The sequence below is a fragment of the Pengzhenrongella phosphoraccumulans genome, assembly GCF_045689905.1.
Taxonomy (GTDB): Bacteria; Actinomycetota; Actinomycetes; order Actinomycetales; family Cellulomonadaceae; genus Pengzhenrongella; species Pengzhenrongella phosphoraccumulans.
The window spans coordinates 58,091-74,099 of sequence record NZ_CP144210.1 but is presented as its reverse complement, the minus strand read 5'-3'; the positions used below and the strand labels follow the sequence as shown (position 1 = coordinate 74,099).

The window sequence follows — 16,009 nt, the reverse complement described above, 5'->3', positions numbered from 1 at the left end:
GTCAGTTCCGGTCGGCGGGCTTCGATGCCCTGGATGCGGTGAAACTGGTCTCGTCGGACCACGGGGCCGGCGCGTTGTGATCGTGGTGGTCGGTCGGTGCGTTGTTGTCGTGCTGGTGGCTGTTGTTGCCGCCGCGCATCATGAACATCATCCCGATCATCATCACCGGGCAGGCCAACAGCGCAGCGAGGGGCAGTGCCTCCCCGAACGACTTGCCGGCAAAAAGCAGGACGACCAGGACGAGTGCCCCGATGCCGACCATGCCGTACAGATGGCTCTTACCGCCGTGATTGTGTCCCTGCATGTTGGTGTTCATGGTCGATCAATCTCCTATGGTTTGTCGGGCTGTGATCGGCGGTCGAGATCCCCCTGGGGAAGACTCTTTCTGCCGGTCGAATTGAGTTGAGTGTGATCGTTGAACCCGCTCGAATTGGTGCAGGAATGACGAAGAAATGCTGAAGTTCGCGTTGTTCAGCTGACCGACCGGGTGTCCGCGGTCTCGACATCGGGCATCGCAGCAGCGTCGGGTCGGTGCAAGGCCAGCGGTCGGGTGCGGGCGATCAGGGCGCCGCCCACGATGAGACTGGCCAGCGCCCAGAGTTGGGGTTGGGTCAGGCCGAGCAGGGCGGGCTCGTTGATGCGCAGGTACTCCACGAGGAACCGGGAGAGCCCGCTCAGCATGAGGTAGGCACCGAAGACGGCCGTTGGGTTCCAGTGCTTGCCGATCGCCCATAGCGCGCTGGCGATCGCGATGGCGGCGAGGGCTTCGTACAGGGGCGTCGGGTGCACCGGGACGCTCGTGGGCACGACCCCGTGCGTGAACGTCATCCCCCATGGCAGCGAGGTGGGCCGACCGTAGGTGCCGTCGCCGGAGAGCAGGCACCCGATCCGTCCGATCCCGTACGCCACAGTGAGCGGGACAGCGGCGGCGCCGGCGACCGTGCCGAGGGGCAGGTGGTGGCGGCGCACGATCACCAACGCGGCTATCACACCGCCGATGAGGCCGCCGTACCAGGTGAAGCCCATCCCGCCGAGGTGGTGCAGCTCGAAGGTCGGTTGTTCGAGCAGGAAGTAGATCTTGGCGCCGACGAAGCCCCAGATCGTGGCCCACATCACCAGCGAGTAGGCCGAGTCCCGCTTGAATCCGAGCCGTTCGAAGGCGCGCGCGAGCAGGTACGCGGCGACTAGGGCGGCCACCGCCTTGCTCACCCCGTAGGACTGGACGTCGAGTCCGAAGATCGAGAACAGGACCGGCCGCACGTGTGTTGCTCCGCTCATCCACGGGCGCCGGCGGGAGAGTCGGATCACCCCCGGACCATTGCGTCCTTGGACCAACCATGGCCCACAACGATGAAGGGCTACCCATGGGAAGGGTCAACATTTGATGAAGGCCGGACCGGCCGTTGAGGTCTGGGCGCGCCGAGGCAACAGATGTTCCGGGCCCACGAATTTCGGCTCAGGTGACCTCGACGACGCCCATCATCCCGGCGTCCTCGTGGTCAAGGATGTGGCAGTGGTAAACGGTTCGTCCGGTGAAGTCGCCGAACGCGATCCGCACGACGGCCTGGCCGCCGGCCGGGACGTTGACGACGTCGCGCCACGTCGGCTCCGCCAGGGCCGTGCCGTCGTGCTCGACGACCTGCATCGGCCACACGTGCAGGTGGAAGGGGTGGTCCATGGGGGCGGTGTTCCGGATGGTCCATTCCTCCATGGCGCCGGCGATCACCGCCTGGTCGGTGCGTCGGTGGTCGAACTCCTGGCCGTCGATCGTGAAACCCATACCCATCTGGGCGCCCATGCCAGCCCCCGTCCCTGCACCCAGCGTGAGCTCGCGGCGGCGCGTCGGCTCCCGCCTGCGCAGGTCCGCCGCACGCGCACGATCGGGCACGCCGGGCAGGGGCGAGACCGCGCTCCCGGCGACGGCGAGCGTTGCGAGCGTGACTGGGCCCGACGACGACGAGCGGCCGCCCATCATGCCCATCCCGCTCGAGCCGCGGTCGTAGCCCAGGGCGCGCAGCGCGCTGGTTCCGGCGCGCACGGTGATCAGGAGGTCGGCGCGGTTTCCGGGTGCGAGCAGAACCTCGTCGACCTCGAGCGGGTGGGCCAGCACGTCGGAGTCGAGGCCGAGGAGCTGGACTTGCTGACCGGGCAGCGCCAGGCGTAGGTAGCGCGATGTGCACGCGTTCACCACCCGCCACCGTTCACGTTCGCCGGGCCGCGCCGCAAGGTGCGGGTTGAGCTGGCCGTTGACGAGCACGAGCTCGCCCTCGCGGCCCATCATCACATCGGCCATGGTCGCCGCGGCGACGCGGCCCGCGCCGTCAAGGGTGATGTCCGAGATGACCAGGAGACGTTCGCGTGCGCTCGCCGGTTCGTTATCGCCGGTGATCACGATCGCCCCGTACAGCCCGCCGAAGACCTGGTCCGCGACCGATCCGTGCGGGTGGGGGTGGTACCAGTACGTGCCCGGTGGGTGGTCGATCGGGATCTGGAAGTCGTAGTCGAACCCCTCGCCCGGGCCGATGCTGACGAACGGGTTGTCGCTGTTGCCCTGGGGGGAGACATGCAGACCGTGGACGTGCAGGTTCGTCGGGGTGGTGAGGCGGTTGACCATTGTTACCTGCATCCGGTCGCCGGGCCGCAGATGCAGGGTCGGCCCGGGCACCTGACCGTTGAAGCTCAGCGCCGTGGCGCGCTGCCCCGCCAGGGTGACCTCCCGCTCGGCCGCCTCCAGCTCGACCCGCAGGATTCCCTCGCGGCTGTTCAGGACGGACGGCTCGACGAATGCCGCGCCGCCGGACCCCCGGGGCGTCCGGGCGTCCGTCGCTTGGACGAGCCCGGCGCCGCCGATCGCGACCCCGGCTACGCCCAGCACGCCGAGCTGGAGCGCTTGACGGCGACTGATCGGTTCCACGATTACTCGTCCTGAAGGAGTTGCAGACGCTCCTGGTACTCCGCGGTGTCGATCTCCCCGCGCGCGTACCGCTCGGTCAGGATCTGGCGGGCACGACTGCGCCCCGTGGGCGCCTGCTCGTTCACGCGTGACGTCGGCTTCGGGGAGGGCTCGCGCCGGATTCCGCCGCCGACCAGCCGGACGACCAGGATGACCAGGAGCACGATCCCCACGATCGCGACCACAGCGAAGATCCAACCCCCGCCCATGCCGCCGTTCATACCAAAGCCGTTACCCATGTCGAATCTCCTTGTCTGTTCTCTCGCGCAGGACCACTCCTGGCCCCCGCCGCATACCGCAGGGGGTATACCCCAGGGTAGATCCGTGATGAGGGCACAACGTGCCCGCCGGACCCCGGGGCGCTCGATCTTCATGGGATCTTCATCAGACCTCGACGTGACGTGCGTGGTCGGCGGACGAACCTGAACCGTCCGGCCCCGGACACTGAGCCGCGGGGTTCGGCACCGAGCAATTGAGCACCACCGTGGAGGAAGACATGTTTGTTGCAATCGCCAGCTTCCCTGAAGTCCCCACCGACCGACGGGACGAGTTCCACGCCTGGTTCGCCTGGTCCAACGCCCAGCTGCGCGGGACGGACGGCCTCGAGGGGCGGCGCCTGCTGCGCACGACGGAGGGCACGTACGTCGCTCTCGTCGAGCACCAAAGCGCGGAGACGTTTGCCGCGATGCACGCCACCGAGCAGGCCACCCGGGTGCAGGCGCGCCTCGCAGAGATCCTCACCGCCTCGCCGCGGGCGGCAAAGTACGAGGTCGTCGCCGAGCTCCCCGCCTCGGGCTCCTGCTGCGGTGGCGGTGGCCATGGACACCCGCAGAAGGCCGCCGCTGTGGAGAGAGCCGGCCTGCAGGTCGCGGGCCGATGCTGCCACGACTCCTGACGGTCGCCTTGTTCGGCCCTCATCGGCGCCGCCTCGCGCCTCTGCTGCCATACCCCCAGGGGGTATGCTCGAAGTGCTCGCTTGGCAGGATCGCGGGCACGCCGGAGCACAGTTCGGCATCTTTCACACCAAGGAGATCGACATGACTACCACCAGCTACACCGTTTCCGGGATGACCTGCAGCCACTGCGTGGCAGCGGTGACCGAAGAGGTCATGAAGCTTGACGGAGTGGCAGAGGTCCAGATCGCCCTGGTCGAGGGCGGAGAGTCCCAGGTGTCGGTCGTCAGTGCGGCGCCGCTGACCGATGCGGCGGTTCGAGCGGCGGTGGATGAGGCGGGCTACGAGCTCGTCGGCGCGTCGGCGTGAGCGACGCGGGACGCCTTGCGGGGTTCGGGATCGGGCTCGCGGCGGCTCTGGGTCTGGGCTTTGGCCTCGGCGCGCTGGTGGGGCCGGTCGACACCGGTCGCGCACCCGCTGTCGTGCATGAAGACGGCAGCGTTGCACCCGGTGGGCAGGCGACGATGGACACGGAGGCAGGTCAGTGAGCCAGACGATCGAGCTGGAGATCGGCGGGATGACGTGCTCGTCGTGCGCCGCGAGGATCGAGAAGCGCCTCAACCGGATGCCGGGCGTGGAGGCGAGCGTGAACTACGCCACGGAGAAGGCCAAGGTCGCGCTGCCCGAGGGCACCACCCTGCAAGACGCCGTGGCGACGGTCGAGGCCACCGGGTACACCGCCCGCCTGCGCGAACCGGTCCGACCCGTCGAGGCTGGGGCCGCTGGTGCGACGGCAGCGGACGTGATCGACGAGTCGGCGCCGTTGCGCCATCGTCTGATCATGTCCGCGGTCCTGACTGCACCGGTCCTGCTCCTGGCGATGGTCGAGCCGCTGCAGTTCGACAACTGGCAGTGGCTGTCCTTGACCCTGGCGGCACCGGTTGTGCTGTGGGGCGCCTGGCCGTTCCACCGCGCCGCATGGGCCAACGCCAAGCACGCCGCGGCCACGATGGACACCCTGATCAGCGTCGGGGTCCTGGCCGCGTTCGGGTGGTCGCTGTACGCGCTGTTCTTCGGGGCCGCCGGCATGACCGGCATGCGCATGGCGTTCAACCTCACCCCCCAGCGCGGCGCCGCCTCGGGAGAGATCTACCTCGACGTCGCCTCCGCCGTCACGGTGTTCATCCTGCTCGGACGCTACTTCGAAGTCCGCGCCAAGCGACAGTCGGGCGCAGCCCTGCGGGCGCTGCTCGAGATGGGCGCCAAGGACGTCGGCGTGCTCCGCGACGGCGCCGAGGTCCGCATCCCGGTGGACCAGCTCGCGGTCGGGGACGAGTTCGTCGTGCGGCCCGGGGAGAAGATCGCCACCGACGGGCAGGTCGTGAACGGCGCGTCCGCGGTGGACGCGTCCATGCTCACCGGTGAACCCGTCCCCGTCGAGGTCGGCCCCGGTGACACCGTCGTCGGTGCCACCGTCAACGCCGGCGGACGGCTCCTGGTGCGGGCCACCCGCGTGGGCGCCGACACCCAGCTCGCCCAGATGGCCCGACTGGTGGAGGACGCGCAGACCGGCAAAGCGCCCGTTCAGCGCCTGGCCGACCGCATCTCCGCTGTCTTCGTCCCGATCGTGATCACCTTGTCCGTGGCGACGCTGGGCTTCTGGCTCGGCGCCGGCGCCGGTGGCGAAATGGCCTTCACCGCGGCAGTGGCCGTCATGATCATCGCCTGCCCCTGCGCGCTGGGCCTGGCCACGCCAACAGCGTTGATGGTCGGCACCGGGCGCGGAGCGCAGATCGGCATCCTGATCAAGGGCCCCCAGATCCTGGAGTCCACCCGCCGCGTGGACACCATCGTGCTGGACAAGACCGGCACCGTCACGACCGGGAAGATGCAGCTCGTTGACGTCATCCCCGCCACGGGCACCGACGCCGACCTGCTGCTGCGCTTGGTCGGGGCCCTGGAGGACGCCTCGGAGCACCCCATCGCCACCTCGATCGCCGCCGGCGCACGCGAGAAGCTCGGCGAGCTGCCCACGGTGGAGTCCTTCGCCAACAGCCAGGGCCTGGGCGTCTCGGGCGTCGTGGACGGCCACGCCGTGGCCGCCGGGCGCGTGGCGTGGATGGCGCAGCAATGGGCGCAGAGTCTCGACGAGAACCTGACCGCCCAGCTCGACCAGGCCGAGGCCGCCGGGCGCACCGTCGTCGCGGTCGGCTGGGACGGCCAGATCCGGGGCCTGGTCGTCGCGGCGGACACCGTCAAGGCAACCAGCGCCCAAGCCGTGGCCGAGCTCAAGGCCCTCGGGCTGCGCCCGGTCCTGCTCACGGGCGACAACGCCCGAGCGGCCCGTTCGATCGCAGCCGAGGTCGGCATCGAGGAGGTCATCGCCGAGGTGATGCCCGCCGACAAGGTCACCGTGGTACGCGACCTGCAGGCCCAGGGCCGCGTCGTGGCCATGGTCGGCGACGGCGTGAACGACGCCGCGGCCCTTGCCCAGTCCGACCTGGGTATCGCGATGGGTACCGGCACCGATGTCGCGATCGAGGCGAGCGACCTCACGCTCGTGCGGGGCGACCTGCGCGCTGCCGTGGACGCGGTGCGCCTGTCGCGTCGGACCTTGGCGACGATCAAGGGCAACCTGTTCTGGGCGTTCGCCTACAACGTGGCCGCGATCCCGCTCGCGGTCTCCGGGTTGCTCAATCCGCTCATCGCTGGCGCGGCGATGGCGTTCTCCTCGGTGTTCGTCGTGAGCAACAGCCTGCGGCTGCGCCGATTCCGGGCCGTATCCATCGACACGGTCACGCAGCCGCCCGCGGACCGCACCCGCGAGCTCGAACCAGTGGGCGTTGCGGGCTGACGAATGTCGTCGGCACAGATGTTTGCCTCGGGCCCGTGGAGGCCCGTGGAGGCCCGTCGATAGGTCGGTGGCCGGGTAGGACTCGGGGGGTTGGTGAACTCACGAGCAGCGCGTGCCGGCCCGTGAACGTGCGGGCCGGCACGACTGGTGGTGCTCAGGAGTGGTGGGCGTCGTGGTTGATCTCGGTGACGCCGGGTGTGGCCGGCTCATCAGGTGCGCTGATCAGCGGTCCGATCACGAACGAGGAGATGAGGAACATGGCCGTGAAGACCCCCAGTGCGATGGCCGGCGCCCACCAGTTCGAGAATCGGCGGTGCAGCTTGATGAGCATCGGCACGGAAGCGGCCAGGCCGAGGATGCCAAACAACGCAGTCCCGCCGGCTCCGGCCACAAGTGCGGTGCCGACCAAGGGGCCGACGTGGTGCAGCACATGGGGGGCCAAGCCGACGATCCCACCAAGAGCGCCGCTGAGTACCGTCCAGATCGAGCGGGGATGCCGATCGACCTTGCCATCCACCGCAACGTCGGTCGTGGCCAGCGCCGGGGCGGCGGAAGGGGCCGGAGGGGAGGGGAGATTCGAGTTGCTCATCACTACACGATGCCGTTCCGCCACTGGAGTCACGATGGAGAAACGATGAAGAATCGATCAACATCGGCCTTTGGCGACGCGAGACATTCGCGGTCCGGCGCGCTCGGCGACCTCGAGTCCCGCGATCGCGCGGTGGCGAGCGAAAGGCGGCCGGCCGCGGTGTTCAGGGCCAGCCCGGAGTTGGACCCGCTGGTGCTCGCCCCTTGCGCCCCGAAGGATCGTGTGGTCGAGCGGGACGCGGGTGAGCCTTTGCCAGTGCTCGCCGCGGCCGAATCCGAAGGATCCTTGGTGGCGAAACGGAGTCAGGCTGATTGCCCGTCTTCGCCGTCCGTTCTTCGGGCGCGGTATTTCTGGCCCACGAGTCGCACTTTCGGACGTCAATGACGCCGGGTATTCGGGCGAGTGTGCCGGCACCGCGAGCGCCGAAGACCGTTGGGGTCCGCGTTTCGGGCTCGAGGTTAGGGGCCTGGAACAGTGCCGTCACGAGCTACTACGTCCTGACGGGTGCGACGGCAGTCCTCGTGGTGCTCGGCCTGGTGATGGTCCTGTCCAGCTCGAGCGTCGAGTCCCTCGCAGTTGACCAGTCGCCCTACACCGAATTCGCAAAACAGGCCAGGTACGCGCTGATCGGGTTGCCGGTGCTGTGGGTCGCCTCCCGACTACCAACCGACCTGTACAAGAAGGTCGGGTGGGTTGCCCTCGCGGTCGCGTGCCTACTGCAACTCCTGGTGTTCACGCCGCTCGGGCTGTCCGCAAACGGCAACCGCAACTGGCTGGCTCTCGGCCCCGTATCTGTTCAACCGTCCGAGATCGCCAAAGGGGCGTTGGTGTTGTGGCTCGGCGCGGTACTCGCCCGAAAGCAACCGCTCCTGAACGATTGGAAGCACGCCGTCATCCCGGTTGTCCCCATTGCCGGAGGGCTCATCGGGCTGGTGCTGCTCGGCAATGATCTGGGCACAGCCATGGTGCTGATCTTGCTCGTCGGTGGCGCGATGTTCATCGCGGGCGTGCCCATGCGGGTCTTTGGCGTCGCAGCCGCGTTCGTGGCGGTGGGCGTCGCCCTCCTTGCAGCAACGAGCGGCAACCGGGTCGCCCGGATCTCGTGCTGGATCAGCAACACCTGCGACCCCACCGACGGGGGCTACCAGACGCTGCACGGTACCTGGGGCTTGGCCACCGGGGGTTGGTGGGGCCTGGGACTCGGGCAGAGCCGCGAGAAGTGGTCCTACCTCCCCGAGGCGCAGAACGACTTCATCTTCGCGATCATCGGTGAGGAGCTGGGCCTGGTAGGTACCCTGCTCGTCCTGGCGCTCCTCGCGCTGATCGCACTCGCGATGAGCCGCGTAATCCGCCGGCACCCGGACCCGTTCGTCAAAATCACCACGGCTGCGGTCGCGTTCTGGGTCATCGGCCAGGCTCTCATCAACATCGCTGTGGTGATCGGACTGGCTCCCGTGATCGGCGTCCCGCTGCCGCTGGTCTCCGCCGGAGGATCCGCCCTCATCATGACCATGTCTGCGCTCGGCGTCGTGATCTCGTTCGCGCGCTCGGAACCGGGTGCGGCGGAGGCGCTCCGTTCCCGGCCGAGTGTGGTGCGCCGGTCGCTCGCCGTGATCGGCCGAGCCCGTCGGGGATCCGGAATCCGTTCGCGCCCGCGTTTCGACCGTCCCACCGCGCGACGGTCGTAGTGGTGTCCCAGCCAGCATGGGCGGCCGCCAAGATGGGGAGTCTCAGGATCGAAAAGCAGCTCCGGTCGAGTCTGGCGATTTGGGACACTGTCCGCATGATTCGCGTTCACCCTGCATCTTGTGCACGACAGCGTCGGCCCCGGTCCAACCCGCGGGCACCACGAGCGGGTGCTCGCTTGGCGGGGCCACTGATGGCGACTCAACGTGAGGCGCCGCGAGCCCAAGGGCCGAAGCGTGTCTTGGCGGCTTTCATGTTCATCGCTGTCGGGTTTCTGGCGGGCTGTTCGAGCGCCACGTCGGGCGACGGGACGAGCGTCGTCGACCAGGGCTACCAGTCGGGTGACGGCAGCACCAAGATGTGGGCCCCCGGCGACCGCGGCGTGCCCGTCGAGCTCAGCGGTACCGACTTCGCGGGGGTGCCGGTCGACGTCGCCGCTTGGCGTGGAGACGTTGTCGTCCTGAACACGTGGTATGCAGCGTGCCCGCCGTGCCGCAAGGAGGCGCCCGACCTGGTGGCGCTCGCGGCCGACTACGCCGACCAGGGCGTGCACTTGCTCGGGATCAACGGCACCGACGCCGCGGGGGCCGCCCAGGCCTACGAACGTAAGTTCGCCGTGACCTACCCCTCGATCGCGGACAGCAACGGCGCGGCGATCGCGGCCCTGCAGGGTGCCGTGCCGGTGCAGGCCGTGCCGACCACGGTCGTCGTCGACCGCGAGGGCCGCGTCGCCGGCCGCATCCTTGGCCTGGCCGACCCCTCGACCCTGAGCGCGCTCGTCGACGACGTTCTCGCCGAGCCCGCCGCGACGGGTGCCGCCTCATGATCGCGGCGGACGTCTGGGGGGACCTCGGGGGCGCGTTCGGGACGGCCGCATTCTCGGGCTCGATGCTGCTCGCGGTCCCCGTGGCGCTGATCGCCGGGCTCGTCTCGTTCGCGTCGCCGTGCGTGCTGCCGCTGGTGCCCGGCTACCTCGGCTACCTCGGCGGGATGACGGGCGCCACGCTCGGGTCGACGTCAGACACCCGGAACGGGTCTGGGCGCCGGGCCCAGCGAAGCTCGGCCGCCGGCCGCCGCGGGGCGACGGGAGCCCTGGACTCCGGCCGGGGCCGGCTCCTGCTCGGCGTCGGGCTGTTCGTGGGCGGGTTCACGCTCGTGTTCGTCGCGCTCGGCACGCTGGCCGGGTCGATCGGCGCGGAGCTCGGGCGCCTGCAGGACCCGATCAGCCGGGTGCTCGGCGTCGTGGTGGTCCTCCTGGGGGTCGCGTTCCTCGGCTTCATCCCGTTCCTCCAGCAGGACCGGCGCGTGCGGGTGAGCCCGACGGCAGGGCTGTGGGGGGCGCCGGTGCTCGGCATCGTGTTCGGCCTCGGCTGGGCCCCGTGCATCGGCCCGACGCTCGCCGCCGTGATCGCGCTGTCGCTCGACGGCGGGTCGGCCGGGCGGGGCGCGCTGCTGTCGGTGGCGTATTGCGTCGGGCTCGGCGTGCCGTTCCTGCTGATCGCGCTCGGCTACCAGCGCAGCACGCGCGCGCTCGGCTTCGCGCGCCGGCACCGGCTGGCGATCATGCGGCTCGGGGGAACGATGCTCATCCTGATCGGCCTGGCGCTCGTCTCGGGCCTGTGGGGCACCTGGACGCAGTCGCTGCAGGGGCTCGTGAGCGGCTTCGAGCCGGTGGTCTGATGAGCATCTACCGCCCCGAGGGCATCGACGACTCGTACACGAACGACGGCGCCACCCCGACCCTGCCGCGCCTCGGCGTGCGCGGCACGATCCGGTGGGTCTGGCGTCAGCTGACGTCGATGCGCGTCGCGCTGATGCTGCTGATGCTGCTCGCCGTGGCGGCCGTCCCGGGGTCGGTGCTGCCGCAGCGGCCCGTCGACCCGGCCAAGGTCGCGGCGTACCTGGTGGACCACCCCGGCTCGGGCGCGTGGCTCGACCGCCTCAGCGCGTTCGACGTGTACTCCTCGCCCTGGTTCTCCGCGATCTACCTACTGCTGTTCGTGTCGCTGATCGGCTGCATCCTGCCGCGCACGCGCGCGCACCTGGCCGGGGTCCGGGCCCGCCCACCGCGCGTGCCACGCCGCTTCGACCGGTTCGGGACCTCCGCCGGCTTCACCACCACGACGGACCCGCACGAGGTCGCCCGAGCGGCCGCCACGGCGCTGCGGGACCGGTCGCGGTGGCTGCCCCGGTTCCGGGTCGACGTGCGCGAGGAGCCGTCCGCCGCGACCCCGACGGGGACGACGGCGCCGTCCCGCGCGTGGGCCGTGTCGGCCGAGCGCGGGTACGTGCGCGAGTCGGGCAACCTCGTGTTCCACCTCGCGCTGCTCGGCCTGATCGTCGCAGTCGGCACCGGCCAGCTCCTGCACTACCGGGGGCAGGCGATCATCGTGCAGGGTCAAGGCTTCGCGAACGCCGTCGTCAGTTACGACACGTTCGAGAGCGGGTCCGGCTTCGACCCCACGAGCCTGGTGCCGTTCTCGCTCACACTCGACCGTTTCACCGCGCGGTTCGACGCCGAGACCCTCGCCTCGCGCTACTTCCGCGCCGACGTCACCGTGCGCAACCCAGACGGTACCGAGCGACCCGAGACCATCCGGGTGAACCACCCGCTCGACGCGGGCGGGGCGAAGATCTACCTGATGGGCAACGGCTACGCGCCGGACGTGACGGTGCGCGACCCGGCCGGGCTGGTCGCCTTCGCCGGGCCGGTGCCGTTCCTTCCGTCCGACACGGTCTACACCTCGCGGGGCGTCATCAAGGTCCCCGACGTCTCGACGGGCGACCAGCTCGGCATGGTCGGGTTCCTGCTCCCGACGGCGCTCGAGACGTCCCCCGGGCTCTGGCGATCGGTGAACCCGCAACCGAACGCCCCGCTCCTCGTGCTGTCGGTGTGGACGGGTGACCTCGGGCTTGACAACGGCATCCCGCAGAACGTCTACCAGCTGGACCAGAAGGGCATGACGCAGGCCGTCGACGCCGCCGGGGCGCCCGCGACGCTGTACGTCCGGCCGGGCGAGACGGTCGAGCTGCCGGACGGGCTCGGCTCGGTCTCATTCGACGCGCTGCCGCGGTTCGTGGCCCTCGACCTGCGGCACGACCCGTCGCTGGCGTTCGTCCTGGGGTTCGCGCTCGCCGCGCTCGCCGGTCTGGCGACCTCGTTGTTCACACCGCGACGCCGGGTCTGGGTGCGCGCGGCGCCGGACGGGTCGGGGCGCACGGTGGTGACCGCTGCCGCGCTGGCACGCGGGGACGACCTCGGCCTGCAGGGTGAGCTCGACCGGGTGCTGACCGCGCTGGCGGGCGCGGGCGTGGTCCCGGTGGGCGCCGCCCTTGACAACGACCGCGATGATGGCAGACGGCAAGACGACACAGTGACCGCACCGGAGGCGAGACCATAAACGTCGCAGAGCTCGGTGACCTGAGCACGACTCTCGTGTGGGGCGCCGCAACGGCGTACACCGTCGCGCTGGTCGCCTACACGCTGGACCTGGCCCGGTTGACCGAGCGGGCGGGGACCGCCGCGCGGGTCGCGCGCCGGTCCGCGTCCGGGTCGGGGCCCGCGGCCGCCGGCACGACGGCGAGCCTGGTCGCGGACCGCCCGGACCCTCGCCGCAGCTCCCGGGCGCGGGGCATCGCGCGGTCGACCACCGTGCTGGGACTCGTCCTGCAGGTCGCGGCCGTGGTGCTGCGCGGGATCGCCGCGGGTCGCACGCCGTGGGCCAACATGTACGAGTTCGCGCTGGTCGGCACGATGGTCGCGGTCGCCGTGCTGCTGCTCGTGCTGCGCAGGCGCGACCTGCCGTTCCTCGGGGTCGCCGTCACCGGGCTCACGGTCCTCGCGCTCGCGGTCGCCCTGCTGGTCTTCTACGTCCGGGCCGACGGCGTCCAGCCCGCGCTCGACAGCTACTGGCTCGTCATCCACGTCGGGGTCGCGATCACCGCAGCCGGGGTGTTCACCGTGGCGTTCGCGGCCAGCGTCCTGCAGCTGCTGCGCAGCTCGCGCGAACGCGGGTCGACCGCGCTGTCCCGGCCGGTCTGGCTTTGGCTCGACACGGTCCCCGGCCTGACCGAGCTCGAGGCGCTCGCGTTCCGGCTGAACGCGGTCGGCTTCGTGCTGTGGACGTTCACCGTCATCGCCGGTGCGATCTGGGCCGAGCACGCGTGGGGCCGGTACTGGGGCTGGGACCCCAAGGAGGTCTGGAGCTTCGTGATCTGGGTCGTCTACGCGGCCTACCTGCACGCGCGCACGACGCGCGGCTGGGCCGGGCGCCGCGCCGCCTGGTTCGTCGTGGTCGGCTACTCGTGCGTGCTGGCCAACTTCACCCTGGTCAACCTGTTCTTCGCGGGCAAGCACACGTACTCGGGGCTGTAGGTCCGGGCGTGGTACCCAGCGGCGAGCCTGCCAGGGCCATGTGAACGTTCGGGGTGCCGAGGGCAGTGGTCGAGCTTGCCCAGCTCGTGCCCAAAACTGTCGTCGTTGGGATCACGCGCGAGCAGATCGGCTCGTCACGCGGACGCGGGATCCTTGTCGCCGCCGCCGACCGGCACACCCCGCCGACCAAACCTGCGAATCGCATCATTTTGCCCACCTCGCGGCGAAAGGGATGTCCAGCGGGCCTCGATAGAGCCCAGCGGATGGACGGCGTGTCGCTTACTTCATCCAGCAACCTACGATCAGCGACTCTGGGCGCGATCTGGGTCGCTGGTGACAGGTTGGTGGTTCATCCGGTCGGGAGCGTTGGCGGGGCCGCTCCTAGCGTGTCGGCGGCCGCTGACTTCGACGCCCGCCTAATATTTCGAGGTGATCGTGCGCGTCAACTGTCTCCGCGCGCTGGCCAACGGCGATCGGCTGGCCCCGATCCATCCTTGTCCCGTTGAGCCGACGTAAGGTGCGAGCCGCATGACGCAGGACCGCACGACGAAGTCACGACGTGGCGCTATCGCTGGTGCTATCGCCGCTCTCCTCATCGTGCTGTCCGCGGTTGCAGGGCCGGCACTGGCGGACGATTTTGATATCCAGCGGCGCGCAGCCGAAGCACGTGCGGCCGCCGCAGACTCGCGTGCGGCCGAGTTGGAGGAGTCGATCGAGGGTTTGAGCGCCGAGCTCGGGCAGGCTGTGCTTGACCTGGGGGCGACCCAGGCCCGCCTGCCGATCGCGCAGGCCGAGCTAGCTGTTGCTAAGGCCGACCTCGAGCGCTCCCAGCGTGAGGCCGTCCTGATCGCGGCTCGGCTTGAGGACGCGAAAACGCAGCAGGCCAGCATCACGACGACGATCACGACCGACCAGGTGCGCGGCGAGGAGATCCGCACCGCCGTCGCGCAGATGGCACGGCGCGCATACAAGGGCGAGACGGCTGTCACGAGCCTGAGCGTCGTGATGGACGCCACGACCACCGAGGACTTCGTCAGCCAGTACGGCATGGTCTCGACCGCGCTGCGCACCCAGACCAAGGCGCTCGACGAGCTCGACCAGATCGCTGCGACGAACCGGAACAGTCAGTCGCGCCTGACGGCCGTCAAGGACAAGGTCGCAGCGCTCAAGCTCGAGGCCGACCAAAAGGTCGTCGAGGCTGACGCCGCGCGCGCTGCGGCGCAGGTGCGGGAGGACGAGATAGAGAATCTGATCGCCGAGCAGGCCGCGAGGCAAGCGGCCATCGAAGCGATGAAGGGTCAGGCGCTGGCCGAGCAGGCTGCCATTGACGATTCGCGTGCTGCCATCGCTACCGAGCTCGCCGACATCATCGCCAAACAGCGGGCAGCGGACGAAGCGGCGAGAGCCGCGAAGGCCGCAGCGGCAGCAGCAGCGGGAACTCCCGCACCCCCCGCCGTTCAAGCGCCGACGGGCAACGTGTCCGGAGCGCTCTTCGGAAACCCGACGGCAACGAACCCGATGTATGTGACGTCCGAGTACGGCATGCGGATGCATCCGATCTTGGGGTACATCCGGTTGCATGCAGGTATCGACCTGCGCGCCCGTTGTGGCACCCCGCTGTACGCACCCCGGGCAGGGACAGTCCAGTGGGCCCAGCCCCGGTCCGGGTTCGGCAACCAGTTGATGATCAACTACGGGTCGGTGAATGGAAACTCGCTCATGACCAGCCTGAACCACCTGACCAGCTTCACCGTGCGCTCCGGCGAGAGTGTCTCCCGTGGGCAGCTCGTCGGATACGCAGGGAACACCGGGCTCTCCGGGGCGTGCCACCTGCACTTTGAGGTCTACGTCAACGGCGCGACCGTCAACCCGCGCCCACTGCTCGGTCTCTAGCGACGTCGGCACGTATAACCTTCACCCCGAAGCTCACACGCGACAACGTGACCGCGATGCTTGACCGCCAGGACCCGCCGATCGTCGCGCAGAACGAGGTCGTCGAGAGCCTCAAGACCGGCCAGGCGGGCATGACGGACAAGCTCAGCGACCTCAAGCAGCGCCGCGACTCCCTCGTCGCGCGGGCGAAGAGCGCCGAGGCGGGCCCGCATCGCAGGCCAGGCCGAGATCGCGAACTCGTCGGCGCCCAGTTCGAATACCGGGAAGACACCTCGGCGACTAACGTCCGGTCGCACACCTATTTCCGCGCTCAAGGAGAGGCTTACATGTCCTACACACATACGCTATCGCTTTCAACATCCTTTGAGGAGACCGTCGACCTTGTCCAGGCTGCCCTCGCGGCTCAGGGCTTTGGGGTGCTGACCGAGATCGATGTCCACGCCACATTTGCCGCCAAGCTTGGTCCGGACGCGGCGGCCGAGGTTGGCGACTATCTGATCCTCGGTGCCTGCAACCCCCGGTTGGCGCACAGGGCCGTCACCACGGACCCCGCCATCGGCGTCTTGCTGCCCTGCAACGTCGTCGTTCGACGCAGTCCCGGTTCTGGCGAAACTGTGATCCAGGCCATCGATCCGGCCACCCTGACCGAACTCAGCGACCAGCCGGGTATCAAGGAGGTCGCAGACGAGGCAGACACACTCCTGCGGGCTGCACTCAGCGCCCTGGGATCGGCAGCCTGACGTAGAGCCGACTCGTAGTTCGACGA

Annotated in this window: 16 protein-coding genes; 11 read left to right on the top strand and 5 right to left on the bottom strand. The window is 69.5% G+C overall.

Features of this window, described 5'->3' with window-relative positions; all coding sequences use genetic code 11:
- Position 1 precedes the first annotated feature (1 nt).
- The 4 genes from VTA80_RS00365 to VTA80_RS00350 all read right to left on the bottom strand — a co-directional run bounded on the left by VTA80_RS00365 (position 2) and on the right by VTA80_RS00350 (position 3,192).
- Positions 2 to 316 carry a hypothetical protein gene (locus VTA80_RS00365; protein ID WP_407343447.1) on the bottom strand — a complete coding sequence of 105 codons (315 nt, stop codon included), beginning with the start codon at positions 314 to 316 and terminating at the stop codon, positions 2 to 4.
- 155 nt (positions 317 to 471) lie between these two features.
- Positions 472 to 1,278, bottom strand: a complete 807-nt coding sequence (locus VTA80_RS00360) for a prolipoprotein diacylglyceryl transferase (protein ID WP_407343446.1) — start codon at positions 1,276 to 1,278, stop codon at positions 472 to 474.
- Between the two features lie 178 nt (positions 1,279 to 1,456).
- The gene (locus VTA80_RS00355; protein ID WP_407343445.1) at positions 1,457 to 2,914 is read right to left on the bottom strand and encodes a multicopper oxidase family protein; all 1,458 of its coding nucleotides are present in this window, start codon (positions 2,912 to 2,914) and stop codon (positions 1,457 to 1,459) included.
- Between the two features lie 2 nt (positions 2,915 to 2,916).
- A complete protein-coding gene (locus VTA80_RS00350) occupies positions 2,917 to 3,192 on the bottom strand; it encodes an SHOCT domain-containing protein (RefSeq protein WP_407343444.1) in 276 nt (91 codons plus the stop codon).
- A 257-nt stretch (positions 3,193 to 3,449) separates the two neighbouring features.
- Between VTA80_RS00350 and VTA80_RS00345 the strand changes: the two genes are divergently transcribed.
- From VTA80_RS00345 to VTA80_RS00330, 4 genes are all read left to right on the top strand, one after another.
- Positions 3,450 to 3,848, top strand: a complete 399-nt coding sequence (locus VTA80_RS00345) for an antibiotic biosynthesis monooxygenase family protein (RefSeq protein ID WP_407343443.1) — start codon at positions 3,450 to 3,452, stop codon at positions 3,846 to 3,848.
- A 64-nt stretch (positions 3,849 to 3,912) separates the two neighbouring features.
- Positions 3,913 to 4,215 carry a heavy-metal-associated domain-containing protein gene (locus tag VTA80_RS00340; protein WP_407343442.1) on the top strand — a complete coding sequence of 101 codons (303 nt, stop codon included), beginning with the start codon at positions 3,913 to 3,915 and terminating at the stop codon, positions 4,213 to 4,215.
- Positions 4,212 to 4,394 carry a hypothetical protein gene (locus VTA80_RS00335; protein WP_407343441.1) on the top strand — a complete coding sequence of 61 codons (183 nt, stop codon included), beginning with the start codon at positions 4,212 to 4,214 and terminating at the stop codon, positions 4,392 to 4,394. Before VTA80_RS00340 ends, VTA80_RS00335 begins: the two co-directional genes overlap by 4 nt.
- Before the next feature lie 29 nt (positions 4,395 to 4,423).
- Positions 4,424 to 6,700: a heavy metal translocating P-type ATPase gene (locus VTA80_RS00330; protein WP_407345638.1), complete on the top strand. Its 2,277-nt coding sequence runs from the start codon at positions 4,424 to 4,426 to the stop codon at positions 6,698 to 6,700.
- Between the two features lie 154 nt (positions 6,701 to 6,854).
- On the opposite strand, the gene VTA80_RS00325 is transcribed toward VTA80_RS00330, so the two are convergent.
- Positions 6,855 to 7,289, bottom strand: coding sequence for a hypothetical protein (locus VTA80_RS00325; protein WP_407343440.1), 435 nt, complete (start codon positions 7,287 to 7,289; stop codon positions 6,855 to 6,857).
- Between the two features lie 311 nt (positions 7,290 to 7,600).
- On the opposite strand from VTA80_RS00325, the gene ftsW reads away from it, so the two are divergent.
- From ftsW to VTA80_RS00290, 7 genes are all read left to right on the top strand, one after another.
- The gene (ftsW, locus tag VTA80_RS00320; RefSeq protein ID WP_407343439.1) at positions 7,601 to 8,977 is read left to right on the top strand and encodes a putative lipid II flippase FtsW; all 1,377 of its coding nucleotides are present in this window, start codon (positions 7,601 to 7,603) and stop codon (positions 8,975 to 8,977) included.
- A gap of 251 nt (positions 8,978 to 9,228) precedes the next feature.
- Complete coding sequence (locus VTA80_RS00315; protein ID WP_407343438.1) at positions 9,229 to 9,801, top strand: TlpA family protein disulfide reductase; 573 nt, start codon at positions 9,229 to 9,231, stop codon at positions 9,799 to 9,801.
- Positions 9,798 to 10,655 (top strand): cytochrome c biogenesis CcdA family protein, encoded by an 858-nt coding sequence (locus tag VTA80_RS00310; protein WP_407343437.1) that lies wholly within the window; start codon positions 9,798 to 9,800, stop codon positions 10,653 to 10,655. Before VTA80_RS00315 ends, VTA80_RS00310 begins: the two co-directional genes overlap by 4 nt.
- On the top strand, positions 10,655 to 12,376 hold the full coding sequence (locus VTA80_RS00305; RefSeq protein ID WP_407343436.1) for a cytochrome c biogenesis protein ResB: 1,722 nt from the start codon (positions 10,655 to 10,657) through the stop codon (positions 12,374 to 12,376). Before VTA80_RS00310 ends, VTA80_RS00305 begins: the two co-directional genes overlap by 1 nt.
- A 35-nt stretch (positions 12,377 to 12,411) precedes the next feature.
- Positions 12,412 to 13,350 (top strand): c-type cytochrome biogenesis protein CcsB, encoded by a 939-nt coding sequence (gene ccsB, locus VTA80_RS00300; protein ID WP_407343435.1) that lies wholly within the window; start codon positions 12,412 to 12,414, stop codon positions 13,348 to 13,350.
- Positions 13,351 to 13,878: 528 nt separating this feature from the next.
- On the top strand, positions 13,879 to 15,243 hold the full coding sequence (locus VTA80_RS00295) for a peptidoglycan DD-metalloendopeptidase family protein (RefSeq protein ID WP_407343434.1): 1,365 nt from the start codon (positions 13,879 to 13,881) through the stop codon (positions 15,241 to 15,243).
- A 56-nt stretch (positions 15,244 to 15,299) separates the two neighbouring features.
- Positions 15,300 to 15,983 carry a DUF302 domain-containing protein gene (locus VTA80_RS00290; RefSeq protein WP_407343433.1) on the top strand — a complete coding sequence of 228 codons (684 nt, stop codon included), beginning with the start codon at positions 15,300 to 15,302 and terminating at the stop codon, positions 15,981 to 15,983.
- Positions 15,984 to 16,009: the final 26 nt, after the last annotated feature.